Source organism: Thermus caldifontis (assembly GCF_003336745.1).
Lineage (GTDB): Bacteria > Deinococcota > Deinococci > Deinococcales > Thermaceae > Thermus > Thermus caldifontis.
This window is the reverse complement of sequence record NZ_QGMX01000003.1, coordinates 224,512-247,644: the sequence shown is the minus strand read 5'-3', so window position 1 is coordinate 247,644 and position 23,133 is coordinate 224,512. Positions and strand designations below refer to the sequence as shown.

General features: G+C 65.2%; 30 protein-coding genes and 2 tRNA genes. 18 read left to right on the top strand and 14 right to left on the bottom strand.

What is annotated here, in order from left to right; genetic code table 11:
* Positions 1-101: 101 nt before the first annotated feature.
* The 5 genes from DK874_RS06800 to DK874_RS06780 are packed head-to-tail and all read left to right on the top strand — an operon-like array spanning position 102 to position 2,662.
* Positions 102-1,217, top strand: coding sequence for a M20 family metallopeptidase (locus DK874_RS06800; RefSeq protein ID WP_114313252.1), 1,116 nt, complete (start codon positions 102-104; stop codon positions 1,215-1,217).
* Positions 1,214-1,687 (top strand): YbaK/EbsC family protein, encoded by a 474-nt coding sequence (locus tag DK874_RS06795; protein ID WP_114313251.1) that lies wholly within the window; start codon positions 1,214-1,216, stop codon positions 1,685-1,687. Before DK874_RS06800 ends, DK874_RS06795 begins: the two co-directional genes overlap by 4 nt.
* Before the next feature lies 1 nt (position 1,688).
* Positions 1,689-1,967 (top strand): hypothetical protein, encoded by a 279-nt coding sequence (locus DK874_RS06790; protein ID WP_114313250.1) that lies wholly within the window; start codon positions 1,689-1,691, stop codon positions 1,965-1,967.
* A gap of 9 nt (positions 1,968-1,976) precedes the next feature.
* Positions 1,977-2,261 (top strand): hypothetical protein, encoded by a 285-nt coding sequence (locus tag DK874_RS06785; protein ID WP_114313249.1) that lies wholly within the window; start codon positions 1,977-1,979, stop codon positions 2,259-2,261.
* Positions 2,262-2,263: 2 nt separating this feature from the next.
* A complete protein-coding gene (locus DK874_RS06780; protein ID WP_114313248.1) occupies positions 2,264-2,662 on the top strand; it encodes a hypothetical protein in 399 nt (132 codons plus the stop codon).
* A 41-nt stretch (positions 2,663-2,703) separates the two neighbouring features.
* Here DK874_RS06780 and DK874_RS06775 read toward each other — a convergent pair whose 3' ends face one another.
* Together DK874_RS06775 and DK874_RS06770 are read right to left on the bottom strand one after the other, a co-directional pair.
* Positions 2,704-4,059 (bottom strand): alanine/glycine:cation symporter family protein, encoded by a 1,356-nt coding sequence (locus tag DK874_RS06775; protein WP_114313247.1) that lies wholly within the window; start codon positions 4,057-4,059, stop codon positions 2,704-2,706.
* Between the two features lie 2 nt (positions 4,060-4,061).
* On the bottom strand, positions 4,062-4,886 hold the full coding sequence (locus DK874_RS06770; RefSeq protein WP_114313275.1) for a DUF4388 domain-containing protein: 825 nt from the start codon (positions 4,884-4,886) through the stop codon (positions 4,062-4,064).
* Positions 4,887-4,941: 55 nt separating this feature from the next.
* Here DK874_RS06770 and DK874_RS06765 point away from each other — a divergent pair, with 55 nt between their 5' ends.
* Both DK874_RS06765 and DK874_RS06760 read left to right on the top strand, forming a co-directional pair.
* Positions 4,942-5,640 carry an alpha/beta hydrolase gene (locus DK874_RS06765; protein ID WP_114313246.1) on the top strand — a complete coding sequence of 233 codons (699 nt, stop codon included), beginning with the start codon at positions 4,942-4,944 and terminating at the stop codon, positions 5,638-5,640.
* A gap of 10 nt (positions 5,641-5,650) precedes the next feature.
* Complete coding sequence (locus tag DK874_RS06760) at positions 5,651-6,397, top strand: ZIP family metal transporter (RefSeq protein WP_114313245.1); 747 nt, start codon at positions 5,651-5,653, stop codon at positions 6,395-6,397.
* Here the strand turns inward: DK874_RS06760 and DK874_RS06755 are convergent.
* The 3 genes from DK874_RS06755 to DK874_RS06745 form a co-directional block, all read right to left on the bottom strand.
* Positions 6,350-7,060: a DNA/RNA nuclease SfsA gene (locus DK874_RS06755; RefSeq protein WP_114313244.1), complete on the bottom strand. Its 711-nt coding sequence runs from the start codon at positions 7,058-7,060 to the stop codon at positions 6,350-6,352. The genes DK874_RS06760 and DK874_RS06755 overlap by 48 nt on opposite strands.
* Positions 7,061-7,096: 36 nt before the next feature.
* Positions 7,097-7,189, bottom strand: a tRNA-Ser gene (locus DK874_RS06750).
* 8 nt (positions 7,190-7,197) lie between these two features.
* Positions 7,198-7,288, bottom strand: a tRNA-Ser gene (locus DK874_RS06745).
* Between the two features lie 72 nt (positions 7,289-7,360).
* On the opposite strand from DK874_RS06745, the gene DK874_RS06740 reads away from it, so the two are divergent.
* Positions 7,361-7,780 carry a HEPN domain-containing protein gene (locus DK874_RS06740; RefSeq protein ID WP_240307621.1) on the top strand — a complete coding sequence of 140 codons (420 nt, stop codon included), beginning with the start codon at positions 7,361-7,363 and terminating at the stop codon, positions 7,778-7,780.
* Positions 7,707-8,039 (top strand): nucleotidyltransferase domain-containing protein, encoded by a 333-nt coding sequence (locus DK874_RS06735; RefSeq protein WP_114313243.1) that lies wholly within the window; start codon positions 7,707-7,709, stop codon positions 8,037-8,039. The genes DK874_RS06740 and DK874_RS06735 overlap by 74 nt, the downstream gene beginning before the upstream one ends.
* On the opposite strand, the gene DK874_RS11865 is transcribed toward DK874_RS06735, so the two are convergent.
* The 3 genes from DK874_RS11865 to DK874_RS06720 form a co-directional block, all read right to left on the bottom strand.
* Positions 8,036-8,254 carry a hypothetical protein gene (locus tag DK874_RS11865; RefSeq protein ID WP_240307620.1) on the bottom strand — a complete coding sequence of 73 codons (219 nt, stop codon included), beginning with the start codon at positions 8,252-8,254 and terminating at the stop codon, positions 8,036-8,038. The genes DK874_RS06735 and DK874_RS11865 overlap by 4 nt on opposite strands.
* A gap of 784 nt (positions 8,255-9,038) precedes the next feature.
* Positions 9,039-9,950, bottom strand: coding sequence for an acyltransferase (locus tag DK874_RS06725; protein ID WP_240307619.1), 912 nt, complete (start codon positions 9,948-9,950; stop codon positions 9,039-9,041).
* 970 nt (positions 9,951-10,920) lie between these two features.
* On the bottom strand, positions 10,921-12,330 hold the full coding sequence (locus tag DK874_RS06720) for an SWIM zinc finger family protein (protein WP_114313242.1): 1,410 nt from the start codon (positions 12,328-12,330) through the stop codon (positions 10,921-10,923).
* A 51-nt stretch (positions 12,331-12,381) separates the two neighbouring features.
* Between DK874_RS06720 and amrS the strand changes: the two genes are divergently transcribed.
* The 3 genes from amrS to DK874_RS06705 are packed head-to-tail and all read left to right on the top strand — an operon-like array spanning position 12,382 to position 14,795.
* Positions 12,382-13,434 carry an AmmeMemoRadiSam system radical SAM enzyme gene (gene amrS / locus DK874_RS06715; protein ID WP_114313241.1) on the top strand — a complete coding sequence of 351 codons (1,053 nt, stop codon included), beginning with the start codon at positions 12,382-12,384 and terminating at the stop codon, positions 13,432-13,434.
* The gene (gene amrB / locus DK874_RS06710; protein ID WP_114313240.1) at positions 13,422-14,228 is read left to right on the top strand and encodes an AmmeMemoRadiSam system protein B; all 807 of its coding nucleotides are present in this window, start codon (positions 13,422-13,424) and stop codon (positions 14,226-14,228) included. Before amrS ends, amrB begins: the two co-directional genes overlap by 13 nt.
* A gap of 9 nt (positions 14,229-14,237) precedes the next feature.
* On the top strand, positions 14,238-14,795 hold the full coding sequence (locus tag DK874_RS06705) for a Uma2 family endonuclease (RefSeq protein WP_114313239.1): 558 nt from the start codon (positions 14,238-14,240) through the stop codon (positions 14,793-14,795).
* Here DK874_RS06705 and DK874_RS06700 read toward each other — a convergent pair.
* The 5 genes from DK874_RS06700 to DK874_RS06680 are packed head-to-tail and all read right to left on the bottom strand — an operon-like array spanning position 14,792 to position 17,352.
* Positions 14,792-15,181, bottom strand: coding sequence for a hypothetical protein (locus DK874_RS06700; protein ID WP_114313238.1), 390 nt, complete (start codon positions 15,179-15,181; stop codon positions 14,792-14,794). The genes DK874_RS06705 and DK874_RS06700 overlap by 4 nt on opposite strands.
* A gap of 44 nt (positions 15,182-15,225) precedes the next feature.
* Positions 15,226-15,969 (bottom strand): HAD family hydrolase, encoded by a 744-nt coding sequence (locus DK874_RS06695; protein ID WP_114313237.1) that lies wholly within the window; start codon positions 15,967-15,969, stop codon positions 15,226-15,228.
* 9 nt (positions 15,970-15,978) lie between these two features.
* Positions 15,979-16,362, bottom strand: a complete 384-nt coding sequence (locus tag DK874_RS06690; RefSeq protein WP_114313236.1) for a hypothetical protein — start codon at positions 16,360-16,362, stop codon at positions 15,979-15,981.
* Positions 16,359-16,874 carry an LOG family protein gene (locus DK874_RS06685; protein ID WP_114313274.1) on the bottom strand — a complete coding sequence of 172 codons (516 nt, stop codon included), beginning with the start codon at positions 16,872-16,874 and terminating at the stop codon, positions 16,359-16,361. Before DK874_RS06685 ends, DK874_RS06690 begins: the two co-directional genes overlap by 4 nt.
* A gap of 43 nt (positions 16,875-16,917) precedes the next feature.
* Positions 16,918-17,352 carry a universal stress protein gene (locus tag DK874_RS06680; RefSeq protein ID WP_114313235.1) on the bottom strand — a complete coding sequence of 145 codons (435 nt, stop codon included), beginning with the start codon at positions 17,350-17,352 and terminating at the stop codon, positions 16,918-16,920.
* A 47-nt stretch (positions 17,353-17,399) separates the two neighbouring features.
* Between DK874_RS06680 and rlmB the strand changes: the two genes are divergently transcribed.
* From rlmB to DK874_RS06655, 5 genes are read left to right on the top strand one after another with little or no spacing between them, the layout of a single operon-like run.
* Entirely contained in the window at positions 17,400-18,116 is a 717-nt protein-coding gene (rlmB, locus tag DK874_RS06675) for a 23S rRNA (guanosine(2251)-2'-O)-methyltransferase RlmB (RefSeq protein ID WP_114313234.1), read from the top strand.
* Positions 18,117-18,120: 4 nt separating this feature from the next.
* A complete protein-coding gene (locus DK874_RS06670; protein WP_114313233.1) occupies positions 18,121-19,191 on the top strand; it encodes a M20 family metallopeptidase in 1,071 nt (356 codons plus the stop codon).
* The gene (locus DK874_RS06665; protein WP_114313232.1) at positions 19,176-19,412 is read left to right on the top strand and encodes a putative signal transducing protein; all 237 of its coding nucleotides are present in this window, start codon (positions 19,176-19,178) and stop codon (positions 19,410-19,412) included. The genes DK874_RS06670 and DK874_RS06665 overlap by 16 nt, the downstream gene beginning before the upstream one ends.
* Positions 19,409-20,317: a glucokinase gene (locus tag DK874_RS06660; RefSeq protein WP_114313231.1), complete on the top strand. Its 909-nt coding sequence runs from the start codon at positions 19,409-19,411 to the stop codon at positions 20,315-20,317. Before DK874_RS06665 ends, DK874_RS06660 begins: the two co-directional genes overlap by 4 nt.
* On the top strand, positions 20,304-20,516 hold the full coding sequence (locus DK874_RS06655) for a DUF2905 family protein (protein ID WP_114313230.1): 213 nt from the start codon (positions 20,304-20,306) through the stop codon (positions 20,514-20,516). The genes DK874_RS06660 and DK874_RS06655 overlap by 14 nt, the downstream gene beginning before the upstream one ends.
* Here the strand turns inward: DK874_RS06655 and DK874_RS06650 are convergent.
* Positions 20,502-22,136 carry a hypothetical protein gene (locus DK874_RS06650; protein WP_205387562.1) on the bottom strand — a complete coding sequence of 545 codons (1,635 nt, stop codon included), beginning with the start codon at positions 22,134-22,136 and terminating at the stop codon, positions 20,502-20,504. The two genes, DK874_RS06655 and DK874_RS06650, sit on opposite strands and share 15 nt — an antisense overlap.
* Before the next feature lie 152 nt (positions 22,137-22,288).
* On the opposite strand from DK874_RS06650, the gene DK874_RS06645 reads away from it, so the two are divergent.
* On the top strand, positions 22,289-23,122 hold the full coding sequence (locus DK874_RS06645) for a hypothetical protein (RefSeq protein ID WP_114313229.1): 834 nt from the start codon (positions 22,289-22,291) through the stop codon (positions 23,120-23,122).
* Positions 23,123-23,133: the final 11 nt, after the last annotated feature.

Below are 23,133 nucleotides of genomic sequence, written 5' to 3'. Positions count from 1 at the left end.
CAACGGGTCGGTTCCCCTCTTTTTATTCCATCTGGCGTCTCACATGTGTCTGTCCAGGTTCAGAGGCACCAGGCCCCGTAGGGTTAGGTCATAATGGGCCCATGGAAACCCTAGCCTGGATGCAGGCAAAGCTACCCGAGTTTTTAAAGGACCTCGAGGCCTTCGTGCGCCGGGAATCCCCCTCCAAGGACCCGAAGGGCCTTCAGGAAGCGGCCGCTTTCCTGGAAGAGGCCTTCGGGCCTCTCCAGGGGCGGCTTTCCCGTAAGGATACCCCCCTAGGCCCCATCCTCCTTTTGAAGCGGGAAGGGGATGGGGCCCCGGTCCTCATCCTCTGCCACTACGACACCGTCCACCCTAAGGGAAGCTTCCCCGAGCCCTTCCGCCTGGAAAGGGACCGGGCGGTAGGCCCCGGGGTCTACGACATGAAGGGGGGTATTATCGCCCTGCTCTATGCCCTCCGCCACGCGGAGGCCACGGGAAGGACGCTTCCCCCTTTGGAAATCCTCTTTACCCCCGACGAGGAAATCGGCTCCAAGGAAAGCCGGCCCCTGATTGAGGCGGCAGCGAAGAAGGCCCGGGCCGTTTTGGTCCTGGAGCCCCCCACGGCGGAAGGGGATCCCAAGGTGGCCCGAAAAGGGGTGGGGCTCTACCGCCTTAAGGCCCTGGGCAAGGCCGCCCACCAGGGGGTGGAGCCGGAAAAGGGGGTGAACGCCATCCTGGAGCTTGCCCATCAGATCGTGAGGGTGGCGGCCCTCGAGGATCGGGAGAAGGGCACCACCTTAGGCCCCAACGTGGTGGCGGGGGGTACGGTGAGCAACGTGGTGGCGGAGGAGGCCTGGGTGGAAATCGACCTCAGGGCCTGGACCCTAGAGGAGGTGAAGCGGGTGGAGGAAAGCCTAAAACATCTGACCCCTGTCCTCCCTGGGGCTAGGCTGGAACTTTCTGGGGGACTAAACCGCCCCCCCATGGAGCCCACCGCGGAAAGCCTGGCCCTCTTTGAGAAGGCTAGGGCCATCGGCGAGGCCTTGGGCCTCTCCCTGCGCCCAGGGCGGGTGGGTGGGGGATCGGATGGGAACTTCACCGCCGCCTTGGGGGTGCCCACCCTGGATGGCCTCGGCCTCCTGGGGGGCGATGCCCACCAGAAAACCGAGTACGTGGTGGTCTCGGAGATCCCCAGGCGCACCGCCCTCCTGGCGGAACTCCTCTACGCCCTATGAGCCTTCCCCCTTCCGCAAAAAGGGTACAGCATGCCCTGGAGGAAAAGGGGTACGCCCACCTGCGGGTGGTGGCGCTCCCCGCCTCCACCCGCACCGCCCAAGAGGCCGCTGAGGCCGTGGGAGCCCATGTGGGGCAGATCGTAAAAAGCCTGATCTTTGTGGGAACCAGGCCCTATCTCTTTCTGGTAAGCGGCCGAAACCGCCTGGACCTCTCCAAGGCCCAAAGGGCGGCGGGCGAGACCCTCCGGCGGGCCACCCCCGAGGAGGTGCGCCTCCTTACCGGTTACGCCATCGGCGGGGTACCCCCCGTGGGGCACCCAACCCCCCTTCCCGCCTTTCTGGATGAGGACCTTCTGGCTTACCCCCGGGTCTGGGCCGCAGGGGGTACGCCAAACACCCTCTTCTCCCTGACCCCCGGAGAGCTCCTGGCCCTCACAGGGGCCCGGGTGGCGGATTTAAAGGAGGCCTAAGGTGTGGTTCCTTCGCAAAGACCCCCACGTGAAGCCCGAAGGCTCCTTGGCCTTCCGGGTCCGGGTGCGCACAAAAAGCGGCGAGGTGGTGGAGCTCAGGCTCTCCAAAGCCACGGAGATAAGCCCCGTGGAGGGAGGCTATTACGTGCGCAAGGAAATCGTGGCCCCCCAAAGCCTGGACCGGGCAGTCTTGGAAATCTGGTTCGACACCCGCTACCGCCCCGTGCGCAAAAGCGTTGAGGGGGGTGAGCTTATACCTATCCGGGAATGGAGCAGCTAAAATGGAGCCATGGAAAAGCTCTTGCTGTTGGCAGGTCTCCTGGTAATGGCGTACAACGTCCTCTACGGCTTCCGGCTGAAGCGGGCCATCCCCGGAGGGGTCATGGGAGAAAGGGGCGGGCAGATGCTAGGGCTCATCGTCTTCTTCGCCGTGGCCTACCTGGTGGTCCTGATCCTCACCTGGAGCGAGCCCAGTAGCCTTCTCCTCTTCCTGCTTTCCCTGATCCTCCTCTTGGGAGCGGTCTTCGTCTATCTGGTCCTGCGCCTGGTGGACGCCATCGTGGCCTCCTTGTAGCCATGGTCTTCCGCCGTAACCCCAACCCTCCGGAGACCGACTGGAAGCCCACCCCCGAGGAGTGGCGGGTCTACACCCTCTGCGACGGTCGGCGCACCGAGGAGGAGGTGATGCGGGAAAGCGGCCTGGGAGAGGAAGCCTACGTCATCCTGGCTGCCCTTCTCAAGCGGGGCCTGATCCTGCCCGTGGAGGGCGCCAGGGAGCTTTGCCAGAAGCTGGTGGGCCTCCTCAAGACCCGGCTCGGCCCCAAAGCGGAACCTTTTGTAGCCCGGCTGGAGGGATGCCAAAGCCGGGAGAGCCTCGAGGAGGAAGCCCTCCGGGTGGCCCTGAAGGTCAAGCTCACCCTGGACCGCAAAACGGGGGAAGAGCTGGAAAGGGCCATACGGGCGCTATTCCATTGAACCCAGGCCCAGCCCCCGCAAGAGCCCCTTGGGGGCGTGGGTCAGCGGGGCGGTATCCAGGGCTCACCCCGGAAGAAGCCGTAGACCAAACGGCCCACCACCGGCCCCAGGAGGAGGAGGCCCAGGAGGTTGGGGATAGCCATAAAGCCGTTTAGGGTGTCGGAGATGGCCAAGAAGGCCTCGAGGCCCCCCAAAGGCCCCACGAAGGCCAAGACGGCAAAGGTGAGGCGGTAGGGCCAGCGGATCCCCTCGCCGAAGAGAAAGGCCGCCGCCTCTTCCCCGTAAAAGCCCCAGGAAACCATGGTTCCTAGGGCGAAGACCGCCACGGTCACGGCCAGGATAAACCCGCCCAGGGGATGGGCTTGGAAGAGGGCGCTGGCGGCCTCGGCCGCACTCCCCCCCTCCCGCCAAAGCCCGGAGGCGAGGAAGGTGAGGGCGGTAAGGCTCGTGACCAGGAAGCTTATGAACATCTCCGTAACCCCCCAGAAGCCCTGGCGCACCGGGTGGTCCACCTGGGCCTGGGCGTGGGCGATGGGCGCAGAGCCCAAGCCCGCCTCGTTGGCGAAGATGCCCCGGCCCAGCCCGGCGTTGATGGCGGCGAAGAGGCTATAGCCCGCCGCTCCCCCCAAGGCCGCCTCCGGGCTGAAGGCCGCCCGGAAGACCAGGGCCAAGGCCTCGGGGATCTGGGCCCCGTAAAGCACCAATAGGGGCACCACCGCCACCAGGAAAAGGAGAAGCTTTAAGGGTACCACCACCTGGGCGAACCGGGCCACCCGCACGATGCCCCCACCCAGCACCACCCCCACCAGGAGGGCCAGGAAAAGGCCCACCAAAGCCGGTGGCGCCCCTAAAGGGGCCAGAGCCCCCCCCACCGCCCCGGCCTGGGAGAGGTTGCCAATGCCAAAGGCGGCCACCGCGGCGAAGAAGGCGAAGAAATAGGCCAGAAAGCGGAGCCTGGGAAGACCCCGGTACAGGTAGTACATGGGCCCGCCAGAAACCGACCCATCGGCAAAGCGGCGGCGGAAGTGCACCGCCAAGGTGGCCTCGGCAAACTTGCTACCTGCACCAAAAAAGTAGCCCAGCCACATCCAAAAGACCGCCCCCGGACCCCCTATGAGCACCGCCGCCAGCATGCCCAAAAGGTGCCCCGTGCCCACCGTGGCGGAGAGGGCCACCATGGTGGCCTGGAAGGGGGTAATCTGGCCGCCAAAGCCATAGGTACGCTCGCGGATGGCCCCCAGGGTCTCGCTGAAGGAAACCCGGATCATTCGCAAGGGGGCGCTAAACCAGCGGATCTGGAAGATGACCAGGTAAGCTCCCACCAGCAAAAAGAAAAGCTTCATGGGGAAGCCGTATACGATCCGGTTGAGATACTCGTTTAGGGTCAGGATATCCATGGCTATACCTCCGGCACCACCTCTACCCTATCCCCCCGCCTGAGGCGGAGGCGCTTGAGATCCTCCTCCAATAGGCCCAGCCGCCCCGGGATATTGGGCCTGGGCCGCACTTCCATCAGGGCCTCGAGGCGCTTTAGGCGAAGGCGGAAGGCATGGCGGATGGCCCGGGCCCACTCGGCGTAAAGGGACTCGTCCACATAGGCTACCCCTGACCCAGGGCCGTAGATGGGAAGGACCAAAAGGGAAGCGGGCGGCACCTCCACCAAGGGCACCGCCTCCAGGACCCCCATCTGCAATAGGGTGTGCAGGATGCGGGCCAAGCGCAACACCCCGGGGGCCAGGAGCACCTCCACCATGCGCTTCCCCTCCACCTGGGCCAGAACCCGCAAGGCCTCGGGGCCAAGCTCCACCTGGCCTCCCTTGGTGGGCAGACGCAGGACGTACCCCCAGTCGGAGGGTAGGGAAAGCCCCTGCCACTGAGCCTCGGCCTCCGCCAGGCGGGCGGGTACCGCAAGCCCTCCCAACAAGGTGGTGTGGGGTGGCAAAACCTCGGGCTCAAAGCGGTAGGGTGCCCGTTTGAGACCGGAAAGCAGGTCCAGGGCCTCCTCTCCCTCCAGGCCCTTTTCCCCTGACCAGACCCGGGCGTGGACCACCTGGCCACCCCGCAAAAAAACCTCTCCCTCCAGGTAAGGGGTACGGACCAGAAGCCTTCCCGTGCGCCCGGTGCTCATCAAAGCCCCCGCCAGGGCCACGAAGGGAAACTCTGCAAGGTTACCTTCAAGATAGCCTTGCGGTTGGCCGAGATAACCTGAGGGCTCACCCAGCATTCCTTCCCGTTTTACCATGCCCCCTCCCCAACGTCCAGGCGGGGTATCCTTAGGTATGCATCTCCTCTTGCTCCACGGCTTTACCTCCCACCCCGTCCTCACCCTGGGCCCCTTACCCCGGGTGTTGCGGGAGGCCGGTTTTACCGTGGTTCAACCGGCCCTGCCAGGCCATGGCACCCGGCCAGAGGACCTTCTTCGGGTGCGCTGGCAGGACTGGCTGGCGGTGGCCCAGGAGGCATACCAGAAGCTACCCGAGCCTCGAGGGGTGGTGGGCCTTTCCATGGGCGCCCTCCTGGCCGCCCACCTGGCCGCAGAAAACCCCACCCAGGCCCTGGTGGCCCTGGCCCCAGCCCTGGCCCTCAAGCACCCCCTTGCCCCCCTGGCTCCCCTCTTGGCCTGGCTCATCCCCCGTTTTCCTGGCCCCGACTCCATCCAGGACCCCGAGCTTAAAGGGCAGAACCCCAACTACCCCTACTTCCCCACCCGGGCCCTGCTTCAGCTTCTGGCCTTAATGCGCCGCACCCCCGAGGTCCTGCCCAGGGTGCAGGCCAAGGCCATGGTGATCGAGGCGGGCCGGGACAAGGTGGTGGCCCCCGCAGGGGTACGGGGCTACCACGCCCTTTTGGGAAGCCCAAGAAAGGACTACCTGGTCTTCCCGGAAAGCGGGCATGACCTCCTCTTGGACCGGGACCGGGAAGCGGTGGCCCGGGTGGTCCGGGATTGGCTTATTGCTAACAGTAATCACTTGCAGTAATATCAAGGCCATGGAACCTCTATCCATCTCCCCTTGGGCCGTCTTCCTGTACGCCCTTCTCACCGCCATCGCCACCGGTCTAGGGGCCATTCCCTTCGTCTTCACCCGAAGGATCCTTGCCCACCACCTAGGCCTGGCCAACGCCGCTGCCGCTGGGCTTATGCTGGCCGCCAGCTTCGGCCTCATCTACGAGGGGGTGCACTACCACCTGGGCCGTACCCTCTTGGGGGTGGTGCTGGGCCTTTTCTTTATCCAGATTTCCCATGGCTTCCTCCATGGCCGGGAGGTGAGCTTTGGTACCCTAAACGGCCTGGATGCCCGCAAGGCCCTCATGATGGTGGGCATCATGACCCTGCACTCCTTCGCCGAGGGGATCGGGGTAGGGGTGGCCTTCGGGGGCGGGGAGGCCTTGGGGGTTTTCATCACCCTGGCCATCGCCGTGCACAACATCCCCGAAGGACTGGCCATCAGCCTGGTCTTGATCCCCCGGGGTGTGAGCGTCTTGGGCGCTGCCCTTTGGAGCGTGTTCTCCAGCCTGCCCCAGCCCCTCATGGCCGTGCCCGCCTTTCTCTTTGTGGAACTCTTTAAGCCCGCCTTGCCGGTGGGCCTAGGCTTCGCTGCCGGGGCCATGATCTGGATGGTGGCGGCGGAAATCCTCCCCGAAGCCCTAAGGGAGGCCAAGGCGGAAGGCGTAGCCACGGTGCTCACCCTAGCCGTGGCCCTGATGGTGGCCTTCCAGATTCTCCTTGGGGGGTAGCCAAACCCAGGGAAGCTCCCCTTCCAGATGGAGGGCTTCCAAGGCGGGGCGCACGCGAAAGGCCAGAAGCCTCACCCCCGCCTCCTCCGCTTCCCGGGCCGCTCGGTATAGGAACCCATCCTCCGGGTCCAGGGCAAAGGCCTGGGCCAGGGGATGTTGCACCATCCAGACCGCATAGGCTAGCCCCCCATTCCGGGCGAAGGCGGAAAGAAGCCTAAGGTGCCGGGCCCCTCGAGGGGTAGGGGCATCGGGGAAAAGGGCCAGGTCCTCCTCCACCCGGTTACAGTTTTTGGCTTCCAAAAGGGCTTCCTTATCCCCAATCCGGGCGGAGAAGTCCAGCCTCTCCCCCCCAAAGCGCACCTCTTTTCTCAGATCCGCAAGGGAGCCGAAAAACCCTTCCTTCAAAAGCAACTCCAGGAGACGGTTGGCCAAGGAGGCATCCACCCCCACCAAGACCCCCTGGCTTTCCACCAGGACCATCCGGCCCACCGTCTTGCGGGTGGGCCTGGGATGGTAAAAGCAAGGGGCTCCGGGAAGGAGGAGCTCCGCCATCCGCCCAGAGTTTGGGAGGTGCAAGGGCCCCACGTCCGCCTCCACCAGAAAGCGGTTTTTCCTTCCCAGGAAGCGGCAGGGCTTTAGAGGGGGCAAGGGCAAGGCCCACATGGGCAAAACTTTAGCCCGGTCTTAGACCGGGCCCTTTGGCGGAGAGGGCGGGATTCGAACCCGCGGTACCGGTTTTCCCGGTACAACACCTTAGCAGGGTGCCGCCTTCGACCACTCGGCCACCTCTCCAAGCCTTTTGGCGGAGGGTGAGGGATTCGAACCCCCGGTGGGCTCGAGGCCCACAGCGGTTTTCAAGACCGCCGCCTTCAACCGCTCGGCCAACCCTCCAAGGTATGGCCGCAAGGTTTACTATGCGGCAAGCTCCTCGGCTTGTCAATCGGGATAGACTATACTGCCTTTGTGGAGCGAAGCCGGGACTTTATAGAGACCTGGAACACGCCCGCTTCGCCTTGGAAAAGGGGTTTTACGAGTGGGCCGCCTTCTTCTGCCCAGCAAGCAGCAGAAAAAGCCCTTAAGGCCGTCTTTCAGCACCTAGGAGCCGTAGCCTGGGGGCCCTCGGTGCTGGGCCTTTTGGAGGAGCTAGCTAAGCAGCACCCCGTAAGCGAGTCCCTCCTGGACGGAGCTAGCGAGCTGGACAAGGCCTATATTCCGACCCGCCATCCCGATGCCCTCCCCGAAGGAGCCCCCTTTGAGCGTTACCGGCGCCCTGAGGCCGAAAGGCTTCTAAGCCATGCGGAGGAAATCTATGCGTTCTGTAAAGGTCTTCTTCCCCCCTTGGACCCAGGAGGAGATTCTGGAGCGCCTCAAGGAGGGGCTTGAATCCTTAAGAACGGAAGTTCCCCTGCGAAAGGCCTACCTCTTCGGTTCCTGGGCCACGGGCCGAGCGTTACCGGGAAGCGACGTGGACCTTCTCCTCATCTACCGGGGCCCTACCCGCCATGACCTCCACCGCCTGGTGCGAAGGGCCTTCAAGGGCCTTCCTGTGGAAGTTCACGCCTACACGGAGGAGGAAGCGGAAGCCCTAAAAGCTCTTATTGAACGGATGCTGGCCCAGGCCATACCCCTTTTGGACCCTTAGCGGAGCCAGGCCAGGACAAACCGCTCCACCAGGGCCTCCATGGCGGGAACCACCGCATGGTGGAGGTTGGGGAAGAGGACCAGATGGTCCTCCTCCAAGGGGCCAAACCCCGTGGGCCTGAGGCAGGCCCGGCCCTTGGTGAGGGGTAGGGTCCAGGGACGGCCTTCCCGGGTGAGGGCCACCTGGTGCACCTTGCGGCCGGCTTCCTCCCGCACATCCCTTAGGCGGCAGGCCTGCGTGGGGGGAATAAGGGGGTCGTTGCCCGCCTGCAGGATGAGAAGGGGGGCCCCAAGGCGGGCCGCGTGGGGCAGGGGGGTCTGCCTTACGTAGCAGTCCGGACAGTCCTCCGGAAGCCCACCGAAGACCTCTTGCCAGCGCTAAAGCATCGGGACGGGTTTTCCTAAGGATCCCCACCTGCTCGGCAAAGTCCACGGGACCGATGACGAAGGCCACACCCCTGGCCCTTCCCTCCAGGGCCGCCGCCTTTAGGGCCACGCAGGCCCCCAAGGAGTAACCGGCGAAGGCATAACGCCTTACCCCCAGCCTGGGCAGGAGGCGGGCCAGAAGGGCCAAGTCCTCGGCTTCCTTTAGGCAACCGGTCACCTTACCCTCACTTTTCCCCCGGCCTCTGAGGTGGGGCACCAAGGCCACCACCCCCTTCTCCGCATAGAGGCGGCACCTCCTTTCCATCTCCACGGTAGGGGGACCAAACCCCCCGGGCACCAGGATCACCGCCCGGTCCGTGGCCCCTTGCGGGAGGCATACTTGGGCGAACAGCCTAAGGCCGTCCCGCCCATAGACCACACCCCCCTCCACCCTCTTCAGCCCAGGGCTTGGCGGCCGCAGACCCCAGAACAGGCCCAGGACCAGGACCAAGAGCCAAACCACAAGGACCCTCATCGACCAAAAAGGGCGGGGGATACCCTGGCCCTCGCCAGGAGGTGGGCCAGGGAAAGGGGGAGGAAAAGGGCCAAGGCTAGGTAGATGGCAAAGGCGAGCTTAAGGCCCAAGGGCTCGGGAAAGGCCGGGTACTTTTCCAAAAGGCGCACCACCATGGGGTGGACCAGGTAGATCTGCAAGGAGTACCGGCCCAAAAAGGCCAGGGGTCCACAAGGGAGTGCGGGCCAAGGCGTAGGCCAGGGCCAGGAGGAGGAAGGCCATGCCCGTGGTGTACAGCCAGTGGAAGGCCTGGTAGTGGAAGGTGTTCACAGGAAGGCGCTTAAGCACCTCCAAGGCTAGGGGCAGATACCCCCAAAGCCCCACTCCCGCCAGCAAAAGGGCTATAGGCCAAAAGCGGAGAAGGCGGGGTAGAACCTCGAGGCGGCTTGCCAGGTAAAGCCCCAAGGCGATGGCCGGGGTGTACCAGAGGACGAAGCTTCCCGGGTAGGGCAAAAAGCGGTAGTGGCGGTTCAGGAAGTAAACCCCCAAGGCGAGCCCTACCCCTAGAAGGAGGAACACCAGGCCGTGGGGCCTCCGCCTGAGGAGAGGGAGGAAAAGGGGGAGGAGAAGGGTAAGCTGCAGGGCCACCGCCAGGAAGTAGAGGTGAAAGTAGGCCTTTCCCCAAAGGAGCTGGTGAAGAAGGCGCTCGGGCTGGAAGATGCCGTAATCCCAGTAACGGAAGGCCAGGTACACCCCGCTCCAGAGGAGGTAAGGCCAAAGAAGGCGCAAAGCGCGGTTCCTAAGGTACCGACCCAGGCGGAACTCCCTTAGGAAGCTTGCCCCCAGGACCAGGGTGGTCATGAAGAGGAAGGCGGGCACGGCAAAGTGCAGGGTGCGGTTCGCCGCCGCCAGGAAGTGCCATTCCAGACTTCCCGGGGAAAGCTCCCGCAGGAAACGGCCCGTCACGTGGTGGAGGACCACCTCCAAGATGGCCAGCCCCCGGAAGACCTCCACCCAGGGAAAACGGTCCATGGGGTCATTTTCGCGGATCCGTGGGGTTTTGTCCTTGAAAAAGGGTTGGCACAGGGGGAGTGCCCGAAAGACCTTTCCCAGCTGGAATGTGGGTTGTACTACGATGGAATATATGCCCTTTTTGTAGTCCTTTTTCAAGGAGGTAATTTTATGGGCAAGCTGGTAGCTTTGTTGAGCGCTCTCCTAAGCGCCTGGCTTACCTTTTCTCTTGCCTCTCCCCCAAGCCTCACCCCGGTGTCTGCCAGCCCTGAAATGGGCAGCTGGATAATCAAGCGGTGCAATCCTTGGCGGTGCACGGATGCGGGAAGCACCTGCGGAGGACCTCCTTTTTGTTACGGCGACCACACCCCCTACCAGTGCTTGAGCCGCTTCAACGTAACGAAGTGCTCCCGCCTCTGCTGGTACGAGGATATCCTCGGGCGCCGGCTAGGAGACCCCTTCTACGAGGAGGAGAGGCGCCAAAGGCATGCCGGCTGCTGCAATATTTGCAATACTCTACGCTATCCACCTGAGGCTAAGGCCAAACCAACCCTCAGGCTATCTCTTACTCCCCCACTAGCCCCCTCCACCCCTCCCTCCTCCTGGTTCCTGCCCATCTTGGCAAGGGAGTGCGACGAGATAGTGCACAGCGAGTGCCGGTATACCCTTTGGAGAAACACGGGTTTTGAGTACTGTTCCTTTAGCTTCTGGTGCATATTGGCCCTGCCTCCGTTCTCCGGGCACTTCGTGGAACAGGAACGGGAGCAAATATGCTGGACACGGTGCAAGAATGGCTATACCTACACGGCCGTGTATTCCCAAAGGCGCTCCCTGTTGGTGGGTTGTTGCGGCAGTGGACTACCCCTCAAGCGGGGTGGGGAACCCTATAGAGGGCTTCCTGGCCGGCAGGAGGAGCCCTTTCGCATCCTGCCCGAGGAAAAGAGGTAGGCCTCTGGCCTTCTCCGCTCGGACAGATTTTCCCAATGACTCCTTAGTCTAGTAAGGGGGCAAGCTCCTCCCTTAGGGCAGGCCGCCTGGGGTAGGCCAGGACCATGGCCAAAGCCTCCTCCTTGCCCGCCTTGGGGTCCAAGCGGGAAAGGCGCAGGAGGAGTCTTGCCGCCTCCTGGTAAGCCTTGCGGGTTCCCTGGGCCACCTGGAGCCTGGCCGCCTCCCGGTAAAGCCTCTTGGCCTCCTCGGGAAGCCCTTCCTCCAGGGCCTCCGCCAGGCGGGGGTAGGCCTCCGGCGGGGTGCTCTTCAACAGGCGGTCCAGGGCCTTCCAGTCCTCCTCCAAGAGGTGGATGCGGGCCAGGAGGGCCGGGTCTTGCACCCGGCGCAGAAGGGCCTTCCGCTCCGCAAAAAACTCCCGGCCCAGCTTGGCCTTCAAGGCCAGGTAGTCCTCGAGGTTCGGCTGGACCCCAAACCGGGCCCTGTGATCCTCAGGAAACCCCCGGTGGGCCACCAAAAGGTCCAAAAGGGGCAGGAGCCTGGGGTCCTTGCCGAACCAGTCCCGGGCCTCCTCCGCATACTTTAGGGCCTCCGCCAACCGCCCCAAGGAGAGGAGCCGGTTCACCAGATGGAGGTAGTCCTCCACCCCCTCAAGCCCCTCCCGCAAGGCGGCAAGCCCCTCCTCCACCCACCCCAGGTGGAAGAGAAGCTCGGCCCTAAGCCCCCGCTTCAGCCCCCAAGCATCCTGCCCCCTTAGAAGGCGGAGGGCTTCCTCCGCCTCCCTCTCTCCCGCCCGTAAGAAGGCCTCCCGCAAAGCCTCAGAAGGGTGTTTCAGGTAAAGGCCAAGGAGGAAGGAAAGCCTAGGGGAAAGGGCCAGATAGCGCTCCAAGGCCGCTTTCAGATAGGGCTCCGGGTCAAAGGGGGCTTCCAGCAGCACCTCCAGATAGGCCTCCACCTCCTCCCTTCCCACCCGGTCCAGGCGCAGGAGGAGGGCCTTAGCCTCCGCCTCCCCTCCCCCCATCCGGAAGGCCCGGCGCAGGTGCCTTACCCCCTCCATAAAGGCCCTCCCTGGGGCTAAGGCCTCCGCCAGATAAAAGGCCACCTCGGGAATCTGGGCGAGCCTTTGCAAAAGGTCCTTGGCCTCATCGGGCGTTAGGGCCTCTATAAGGGGCGCAAGGTCGGGTACCCTTCCCTCCACGTAGGCATAAAGAAGCGCCGCCGCATGCTTGCAGGGAAAATCGGGATAGGGGCAGGTGCACCGGCCCACAAGCCCAGGTCCCACCTCCACCTGGTAAGGCACCTCCGCCGAACCCTGCACCAGGCCCACAATCCTCTCCCCCACACGGAAGACCCTAAGCACCCGGCCCTCCTGGTAGTAGGCCAGCCCCCGGCGGAGCACCTCCTTGGGAACGAGGGAGGCAAAGTCCCTTTCCTCCCTGGGGGGAAAAGGCGGCACGGATTCAGTCTAAAGCCCTAACGTGGTATCATGGGATGAGAAGCGTATGAAATGACGCTGACGGCTACCCTCAGGGAAGCGGACCTGAAACGCCCCCTACCCAAGGGGTACGTGCAGTGCCGGGCCTGCGCCCACTTTTGCGCCATCGCCCCAGGACAGGCAGGCAAATGCGGGGTTAGGCGCAACTTCGGGGGCAGGCTGTACCTGGTGACCTACGGCAAGGCGGCCGCCCTTCACCTGGACCCGGTGGAGAAGAAGCCCCTTTACCACTTCCACCCCGGGGAGGGAATCCTTTCCCTGGGCACCGTGGGGTGCAACCTCTTCTGCGCCTTTTGCCAGAACTGGCAGATCTCCCAGTTCCGGGAGTTCAAGGTAACGGAGGAAGGCTACCTGGACCGGCCCATCGGGGAGGACTGGCCCCCGGAGGCCATCGTAGAGGAGGCCGAGGCCCTGGGGGTGCGGCTAATCGCCTACACCTACAACGAGCCCGCCGTCTGGATTGAGTACGCCCACGACACCGCACGGCTCGCCAAGGAACGGGGCATGAAAAACGTCTTCGTCACCAGCGGCTTTGAAACCAAGGAGGCCTGGGACTACATCCGGCCCTATCTGGATGCCGCCAACGTGGACCTGAAGGGCTTCACGGAGGCGTTCTACCGGAAGATCTGTGGGGCCCGGCTCAAGCCGGTTTTGGAGAGCCTCGAGCACCTGATGGCCCAAGGGGTCTGGGTGGAGGTGACCACCCTCCTCCTGGAGGGCTACAACGACGCCCCCGAGGAGGTGCGGGCCATGGCCCGATTCCTCAAGGGGCTTTCCCCCGAAATCCCCTGGCACCTCACCGCCGCCCATCCCGACTACCGCATGCTGGACCTGAGGCCCACCCGGCACACCACCCTGGTGCGGGCCTACGAGATCGCCAAGGAGGAAGGGCTTAAGTTTGTGTACGTGGGCAACGTCCTGGACGAGGAGCGAAGCTCCACTCGTTGCCCGGACTGCGGCAGGCTCCTCATCCGCCGCCTCGGCTTTCGGGTGGAGCCCCTTTGGGAGGTCCCGGGGGTCTGCCCGGGGTGCGGGAGGGGGATTCCTGGGGTATGGACCTGGTGAGGCCGCCGGCGGTGGCCGGCTACTTCTACCCCAAGGAGGCGGAACGCCTAAGGCAGGAGGTGGAGGGGCTTCTACAAAGAGCCCGGTCCTCCCCTGACCCGGGGATAAGGGGCCTTCTTTCCCCCCATGCCGGCTATGTTTACTCGGGAAGGGTGGCGGCGGAGGGCTTTAGGACCCTTTCCGCCTGGCAGGGAAGGGCGGGGAGGGTATTCCTCCTGGGGCCCAGCCATTTTGTGCCCTTTTTCGGCGTGGCCTTCTACCCTTACCGCGCCTGGGCCACCCCCTTGGGGGAGGTGGCGGTGGACCTGGAAGGGGGAAGAAGGCTTATGGAGAAGGGCCCGCCCTTTTTAACCTACGAGGAGCCCTTCTTGGAGGAGCATAGCCTCGAGGTCCTCCTCCCCTTCCTCCAAGTGGCCTTGCCGGGTACGCCTATCCTGCCCCTTCTCTTCGGGGAAACAAGCCCAAAGGAGGTGGCCGAGGCCCTGCTCCCGGAGCTTAGGGAGGGGGATTTGGTGGTGGCCTCCAGCGACCTCTCCCACTACCACCCTGACCCCGTGGCCCGAAAGCGGGATCAAAGGACCCTGGAAAGGGCCTTGGCCCTGGATGTGGAAGGGGTGGCCCAAGGGGAGGCCTGCGGCCACCTTCCCTGGGCCACCCTCACCGCCTTGGCCAGGAGCCTGGGGTGGCGCCCGAAGCTCCTGGCCTACGCCACCAGCGCCGAGGCCTCCCATGACCCAAGCCGGGTGGTGGGGTACGCCGCGGTGGCCTATCTAGGGGAAAGCCCCCCGCCCTAAGATGAGACCATGACCCCCGTGCGCAAGCGGTTCACCGTGGAGGAGTTCCACCGGATGGCCCAAGCGGGCCTCCTGGGGGAAGACGACCGGGTAGAGCTTCTGGAAGGGGAGGTTTGGGAAATGAGCCCCATCGGTAGCCGCCATGCCGCCGCCGTGCGGCGCCTTCGCCGCCTCTTCACGCCCCTAGAGATGGAGGGGGTCTGCCTCATCGCCGTCCAAGATCCTGTGCGCCTTAGCCCTTTCAGCGAGCCCCAGCCGGACTTGGCCCTCTTGCAGCCACGGCCTAACCTCTACCAGGAAGCGCACCCCGGCTCCGAAGATATCCTCCTCCTGGTTGACGTGGCGGAGGCTTCCTTAGCTTATGACCTCGAGGTCAAAGCACCCCTATATGCCCGCCATGGGGTCCTCGAGTTTTGGGTGCTGGACCTGGAGGGTAAGCGGCTTCACGTGTTTCGCTCCCCCTCCCCTGAGGGTTACCAGGAGGTCCAGGTCCTGGTCCCAGGAGCCCACATCGCCCCCCTAGCCTTCCCCTCCTTCCTCCTCCGGGTAGCCGAGCTCCCGGGCTAAAGCCTAAGAAGGGGCCGGAACCAGGGAATGGAAAGGATTACGAGCGCCAAGGCCAAGGCGAAGAAGAGCCGGGCCCGGGGTTTTCCCTTCCGGGCCTGGGCAAGCCCGGCGTGGGCCAGACCTAGGGCGACAAGCCCCCCCACCCAGTGCTCGGCCACGAAGTAGCGGGCCTCGCCTGGGGTTTGCATCGCCGCTTCCAGATTGGCCAAGGCCCCTTGGAAGAGGGGGCTAAGGAAGGCCAGGATGAGCCCCAGCCCCACCTGCAGGGTGAGGGTGTGGGCGAAGAAGGCTCCTTCCTTAGCCCCGGGGCGCCAAAGGGCCAGGAGGCCAAAGGCCAGGACGAACCAGCGCACCAGGTTATGGAGGAAAAGCAGGGCCTCGTGCATGGCCCCAAGCCTACCCTAGAGGAGGCCAGGCCCCCGGAAGAAGGTCACAAAAGGACCAAGGCCTCCCTCAGGTCCCGCACCTCCAGGTGGGCGGGATACCGGGGGTCCTTGGGGCGGTGCCCCCGGTCCACAAAGACCGCCTTGATGCCCGCTAAAAGGGCCCCCTTGATGTCCCGCCCGGGGTTATCCCCCACCATCACCGCCTCTTCCGGGTCCACCCCAAAGGCGCAAAGGGCCATGCGGAAGAGCCTGGGGTCAGGCTTGCCTAGGCCCACCTCCCCCGAGACCAAAAAGAGGTCAAAGGCCTCTCCCAGACCGGCCCCAAAAAGCTTTTCCCGCTGGAGATCCGGCACCCCGTTGGTGAGGAGGACCAGGCTAGCCCCCCTCGCCCGCAAGGCCTCCAGGAACTCGGGCACCTCCGGAAAAAGGGGATAGCGGCGCCTCCCCTGAAAAAAGGCCTCCGCCAGCTCCCGGGCGCGCTCCTCAGGACCGCCCAGCTCCCTTAAGGCCTCCCGGAAGACCCTTTCCCGAAAGGGCCAGGCCCATTCCCCCAAGGCCTCCAGCCCCGGGGTGGAGTAACGGGCCCAAAGGGCCTCCAGGGCCGAGTGGCCGATGCCCTCAGCCCAGGGGTAGAAGGGAGCCTGCCGGAAGAACTCCTCCGCCTTCCGCCGCACCCCCTCGGGAAGCCCTTTCACCCCCACTTCCCGACCCAGCTCTTCCAACACCTCCTCGCTCACCCGGTGGTCCACAAGAAGGGTGTCGTCCAGATCCAAAAGCCAAAGCCTCATACGCCTCCGTCAGGGACGTTTTTCCGGGGGAAGCTCCCGTACCAAGACCGGGTTCTCCCCCGGGTCAAAGAGGAGGAGGTGTTCCCCCGCCTCGCGGAAGGGAAGGCCATACTTGGAAAGGCGAAGCTTTTCGTGCTCCAGGTTCTCCACCAAAAACACCAGGCGGCCTTCCTCCACCCCCACCCGGGCGAAGCCGTGCCCCTCGGGCCGGGGGCGGTTGGGCCCCGGCTCCACGCCCCCGCTTCCCAGGCGCAGGAGGAGAAGGGGCCCCTCGAGGGGCGCAAGAAGGGCCTCCCCTTCTGGGATCAGCTCCTCGAGGGCCAGGCCCAGGGCCTGGTAGAAGCTCACCCCCTGGCCCAGGTCCGGCACGTACACCACCAGGGTTTCCCTCATAGGCTCCTTAGAAACCGCCGCAAACCTTCCTCGTCCGCCACGGGGTGCAAAAGGGCCAGGTCCTCCGGGGCGATCTCCCCGTGGGGCTTGAGGAGGGAAAGCCAGTAAGGGTCCACCGCCAGGGGCCGGCCCAGGCCCCGCCGCAGGTAGAGGAGGTTCCAGGCCAGCACCAGTTCCGCCAGGGTACCCACCCCCCCGGGAAGGGCCAGGTACCCCGCCCCCAGGTCCAAAAGCCGCCCGATGCGCTCGGGCAAGGAGGAGGCGGGAAGTTCCAAGTCCACATAGGGGCTTGGCCCCTTGCGTTCGGGAAAAAGGCCGGGGGCCGTAACCCCCACCACCATACCCCCCTTGGCCTTTACCCCCCGGGCCAAGGCCTCCATCCCCCCCTGGTACCCTCCGCAGGCCAGGCCGAAGCCCTCCTCAGCCAGAACCTCCCCGTAGCGGACCAGGCGGGCGTACCCGGGGTCATCCGGGGAAAGCCTGGAGGAGACGAAAACGCTAAGGAACCGCATCCTCATGGCCCGGGCTTTCGCCCTGCTTTGCGGCAGGGTGGGGTTAACGGCACCGCACCACCAGAACGGGTATCCCCACCCGGTGCAAGACCCCCTCGGTCACCGAGCCCAAGAGGAGCTTGTCCAGCCCGGTGCGCCCATGGGTGCCCATGACCAGGAGGTCAAACCCCTTGGCCGCCTCCACGATGGTGGGCACCGGCACCCCTTCCTTCACCTCCCCCGTGGCCTCCACCCCCTTTTCCTGGGCCAGGTTAAGGGCCTTGGCGATGGCCTCCTCCCCCGCCTTCTTCAGGTCCTCCAGAAGCTCCAGGCCATAGGGAACGCTTTCCGGAGCAATCCAGATGGCCTGGGCGGGGTTCTCCAGCACGTAGAGGAAGTGGACCTTGGCCCCCAGGACCTTGGCCAGGGAAAGGCCATGCTCCAGGGCCTGCAGGCTACAGGGGCTACCGTCCGTGGGCATCAGGATGCTTTTGTACATGGCTCGCCTCCTTCGCCCTCATCATACCGGGTCGTAAACTTAAGGCCATGTGGATCTACGGGAGGAACCCGGTCCTCGAGGCCCTGAAGGAGGGCCGGGTGCGGCGGGTCCTGGTGGCCAGGGGGGTGGAGGCCTGGCTTCTAAGGGAGCTGGAGAGGCTGGGGGCTGAGTATACCCTGGTGCCCCGCATTGAGCTGGACACCCTCCTAAAGACCACCCACCACCAGGGCCTGGCGGCGGAAGTGGAGGAACCCCGCTACGCCACCTTGGAGGAGGCCTTCTCCCTGGCGGAAGCCCGGGGGGAGATGCCCCTTCTGGTCTTTTTGGACGGCATCACCGACCCCAGGAACTACGGGGCCATGATCCGGAGCGCCCTGGCCTTAGGGGCCCATGGGGTGGTGTCCGAGGAACGCCGCAGCGCCCCCCTTTCCCCCTTGGCCCTGAAGGCCAGCGCCGGGGCCGCCCTAAAGCTTCCCGTGGTGAAGGTGAAAAACCTCCCCCGGGCCCTGGAGGCGGTAAAGGAACGGGGGCTTTGGGTGTACGGCCTGGACGTAAGGGGGGAAAAGACCCCCAAGGAGCTGGACTTCCAAAGGCCCCTGGCCCTGGTCTTGGGCTCGGAAGGGGAGGGCATGCGCCGGTTGGTAAGGGAAAGCTGCGATGAGCTTTTCCGCATCCCCATCCGGAAGGAGGCCGAGTCCCTGAACGCCTCCGTGGCCTTAGGGATAGCCCTGTATGCGGTGGCCTTGGGCCGGGGTGTAGGATAGGGGCGTGGACTGGGTACGGCTTCTTTCCCGCCTCATCCAGGCGGAAAGCCTTCCGGGGCAGGAAGGGGAGGCTGCGGGCTTGCTCCTCGAGGCCCTAAGGGGAATGGGACTCCCCGCCACCCTGGACGAGGCGGGAAACGTGGAGGCCCTGCTGGGGGAAAAGGAACCCGAGGTGGTCCTGGCCGGCCACCTGGACGTGGTACCCGTGGGGGACACCAGCCACTGGCCCTACCCCCAAGGCGCCGTGGCCCAGGAGGCCCTTTGGGGCCGGGGGGCGGTGGACATGAAAGGCCCGTTGGTGGCCATGCTCCTGGCCCTCGAGGCCCTTTCGCAAAAACCCCTCAAGGGGCGGGTGCGCTTCCTGGCCACGGTGCAGGAGGAAGTGGGGGGCTTGGGGAGCCGCCATGCGGCGGCAAGGCTTGCCCCTCTCGCCTTTATCCTGGGGGAGCCTTCAGCTTTAAGGCTCATGCGGGGCCACCGGGGCCGGGCGGAGGTCTGGGCGGACTTTGAGGGGGAAGAGGCCCACGCCGCCCTTTCGGGCCCGGAAAACCCCCTCTATGATCTGGGGGAGTACCTCCTAGCCCTACGGGACCTTCCCCTGCCCCCCAGCCTCAAGCTCACCCCCACCCGGGTGGACACCTACCCCGGGGCCAGAAACCAGACCCCGGGGGTGGTGCGCCTGTACCTGGACGTGCGCTACGAACCCGAGGCCGATCTGGAAGGACTTTTGGAGAGGCTCAAGGCCCTTGGGGACGCCTCGGTCTACATCCCCGAGGAGGAGCGGGCCTCGGGAGAGGTGCGCCTCCTCATCCCTGCCCTCTGGCCCCCCTACCGCCTGCCCGAAGACCACCCCCTGCTCCTTGCGGCCCTTAAGGCCCTAGGCCAGGAGAAGGCGGGCCTTTGGCCCTTCACCACCGACGCCCCTTACCTGGGGGCCAAGGCTCCCGTCTTGGGCTATGGCCCGGGGGACCCTGCCCTGGCCCACACCCCTAGGGAGCACATCCCCTTAAGGGAGGTGGAAAGGGCCGCCCAAGACTACGTGCACCTGGTGGAGGCCCTATGGAACGCCGCCTGATGGCCGGAGCCCCCTACCGGAAGCTCCTCACCGCCCCCCGGCCCGTGGCCGAGGGGGTGAAGGTGAGGCTCGAGGCCAGGGGCATCCCCGTGGTCCTGGAAACCCCCTTTTCCGGCCTGCCCGAGGCGGCCTTGGGCACCTATATGGGGGATGTGAACCTGTGGGTGCCCGAAGCCTTGCTGGGCGAAGCGGAAGCGGTCCTGGAGGAGGAGATCCCATGACCGTGGTGGGCCTGGACCTGGGGGGCACCAAGATCGCCGCTGGGGTCTTTGACGGGGAAAGGCTTCTTTCCCACGTGGTCCTCCCCACCCCCGAAGAAGGCGGCCTAGCGGTGGTAAGGGCCTTGGCGGAGGCCACGGCCAAGGCCGAGGCGGAGGCCGGGACCAGGGGCGTGGCCATCGGCCTGGGTACCCCGGGGCCTTTGGACTTCAGGGAGGGGGTGATCCGTTTCACCCCCAACATCCGGGGCCTGGTGAACTTCCCCATCCGTCGCCTCCTGGAGGAGGCCACGGGGAGGCCCGTGTACCTGGAAAACGACGCCAACGCCGCCGCTTTGGCCGAGCACCACCTGGGGGCGGCCCGGGGGGAGGATACCTCCCTCTTCCTCACCGTCTCCACCGGGATCGGGGGCGGGGTGGTCCTGGGGGGAAGGGTCTTAAGGGGGGAAAGGGGGCAAGGGGGGGAGCTGGGGCACATCACCCTGCTTCCCGGAGGACCCCTATGCGGCTGCGGGCTGGAGGGGTGCCTGGAGGCCCTGGCCGCTGGCCGGGCCCTGGAGCGGGAGGCCTCCTACGCCTACCACCGCAAGGTGGACACCAAGGAGCTCTTCCAGCGCTTTCTGGAGGGCGAGGCCAAGGCCAGGCGCATCCTTCTCCAAGGGGCCCGTTACGTGGGAATCGGCCTTGCCAGCCTGGTGAAGGCCTTTGACCCCGGGGTGGTGGTGGTGGGCGGGGGGCTGGCCCTCAACGCCCCTCTGGCGTACTGGGAAGCCCTGGAGGAAGCCTACCGGCATTACCTCTCGGGCTGGGAGGTACCCCCTTTGCGCCGGGCCCTTCTGGGCGGGGAAGCCGGGCTTCTAGGCGCCGCCCTCACCGCCTATTTGGAGGTAGGGAATGGAAGCGGGTAAGGTTCTCCTCTTCATTGGCCTTTCCCTAGCCCTGTTAGGCCTTTTGCTCCTCTACTTTCCTAAGCTCTTCTTCTGGTTCGGCCACCTGCCAGGGGATATCCGCATGGAGCGGGAAGGGCTACGGGTGTACATCCCCATCACCTCGGCCCTTCTCCTTTCCCTTCTTCTAAGCCTTCTTTTGCACCTATTCCGCCGCTAGGCGGAGGGCCTCACCCCCACCCGGCCGGGGCCTAAAGGCCCGCAAGGAAAACTCGGTGATTCCCTGGCCCCAAAAGCGCAAGCGCAAGGGGCCCCGGCCGAGCTGCAACCGGTAGGCAAACGCCTTCTCTAACCCCAGATACCCTTCCTTTCCCCCGCTCGCCACCCCCAGGATGAGACCAAACCCCTCCTCCGGGGCATAGGCCTCCCCTTCCATCTCCAAAAGGAGTTCCTCATCCAGGGGTGCCAGGGTGAGAAGGGCTTCCTCCTCCGGTTCCAGCAAGGCCACTGCGAAGCCCCTCTTCGTGGTCAAAACCCCCTCCGCACCCCCAGGCAAAAGCATCTGCTCCCGCCCAGAGCCGCAAACCTCCCGCCTCCACCCCCATCCCCCAGAACCCTGGGAAGGGGCCTCGAGGCGGCCTCCCGCCCAAGGAACCGGCACCCTCTCCCCCAAGGCCAGGCGGTGCCAAGCTTCCTTCTCCCCCTTACCCGCAAGGACCAAGGCGGTGGCCGCCCGCTCATGCAGCTCCTGGCGCCGTCCTGGAGGCAGGCTTGCGCAAAGGAGGCGGCGTTCGGCCTCACTGGCAAAACGGTATCCCTCCCGGTAGACCAGCCAGCTCCTGCGCTCCAGCTCCTCTAGATAGGGCAAAGCACCCAGGGCATCCAGCACCTCTTCCGGAATGGTCCCATAGGTCACGGAAAGCCGCTCCAGGGCCAGGCGTGCGGGCTCGCTCAGATACCTTGCCTGCAGGCGCAGCTGGGCCAGAGGGCGCTGGGGAAAAGCGGAGCAGGCAAGCCATTCCGGGATCCATTCCGGCTGTCCCCCGGCTCCGAAGTACGCCCGGGCTGCCTCCTGAAAGGGCAGGCGGGAAAGAAACCCTTCCCGGGCCTCGAGCCAGCTTAGAGGACCCAGGTCCACCAGCCGGATGCGCTCCGCTGGATAATGGGCCCTGAGCTCCAGGAAGAACTTGGGTTCCTCCCCCGGATCCAGCCGGAGGACCAAAAGGGCCCTGGAGCGCACAAGGTCCCGCAAGGGGCCCTGGGGATAGGGGGGCTCCAGGTAAACCACCCCCTCCGGACGCAGGCTGGTGTGGAAGGGAAGGCCAAGGATCCGGGCCAGCTCCCTCGCCACCTCCCTCTGCCCTGCCCCCAGCCGGCCCCGTAGAACCAAGAGAAAAGGGGGGCGCAAGGAGGCCAGCTCCCGGAGAAGGCCATGGCGGGAAGGGAGGGTAGAAACCCCCTCATAGCGGGCGCGCACCTCCAAAACCCATTCCTCGAGTCCCCCCACCTCCTCCAACCCTTCCAGGACCTCCCCCTGCCCCGAGGTTTTCAGCTTCAGCCAAGGAGGCAGAACCAAGGGATCCTGTGCCTTGGGGAAGACCTCCCGCCCCAGGGCCTGGGCCAGGCGGAAAAGTTCCACCCGCAGGTTCTGCAAACCCGAGGCATGGCCATAGAGGAGGTCGGCCAAGCGGACCCTCGGGGTGGGCCCCTCCAGGGCCAGGTAGTAGAGCAAGGCCAACCCCTTGCGGGAAAGGCGCACCTCCTTGCCCTGAGGGGAAACCATTCTCCCCGGACCGTAAAGGGGCAAGGCGTAAAGGGAATCGTTAAGCGGCCGTTTCAACCCGTTACCTGCCTCTCCCCTAGCCTAGCACAAAACCCCTTTCCCCGCCTGGCGAAGAGTTTCCTTGCCGTCACGCTTGCGTAACGCCCCTCCCCGTAGGGTGAGGACGTCCTGAGAGGCCACCACCTCGAGGGGCGGATTCGGAGGGATTTATGCGCAAAGGCATTCTGGTAGCAGTATTGGCTCTAGCACCCCTGGCGTTGGCCCAGGCGCCCACGGTGGCCCCCACCAAGGGCAACGGCCCGGACGCCTACGCCAAGGGGACCGACTCGGCCGCCGTCAACCAGACCATCGAGCTCATCCTGCCCAAGGCCACGGCCCTGCACCTGGACGTGACCACCCTGACCTTTGACCTGACGGGGCTGGACGGGACCACCTGGCCCAACTCCACCCCGGACTTCGGCGGGCAGATGGTCTGCGTCTACGGGCTTACGGACCAGGACGTGAAGACCCAGCTGGGGAATAACTTCTACAACCAGGTGCAGACCCTGCCCTTGGGCACCAGCTACGGCGTGGCCCAGTGGCCCAACATCACCATCAACGGTGGCGGGGCGGTGACCGCCTATCCCCCTATTAAGCTGGACAAGAACGGGGAACTCGTCCCAGGAAGCAAGAACTACTTCGTCTGCTACCGCACCTTCATCCTGCAGAAGTTCTCCAACGGGAAGCAGTGGCACCTGACCGTGAACCGCAACGACCCCGAAAGCGCCCAGGGGATCCAGCACCTCTACATCCAGGACAACCCCTGCGACACCTTCGGTGCGGCCACAGGCCTTTACGAACTCCCCAACGGGGGCAATCTGGAACTGGTACCCCGCAACCTGCAGGCTGGCCCCACGGGAAGCCGTTCCGGCAACAACCCCGAGCGGTGCGGCTACAAGAGCTGGCTGGATGACCTGGTGGTGGTGGCCGTCAAGGTCAACAGCGACCTCTGGGGCAAGAGCACCGCCAACCTCACCTACACCCTGGCCACGACGGCTTGGTAAGCGAACCCGAG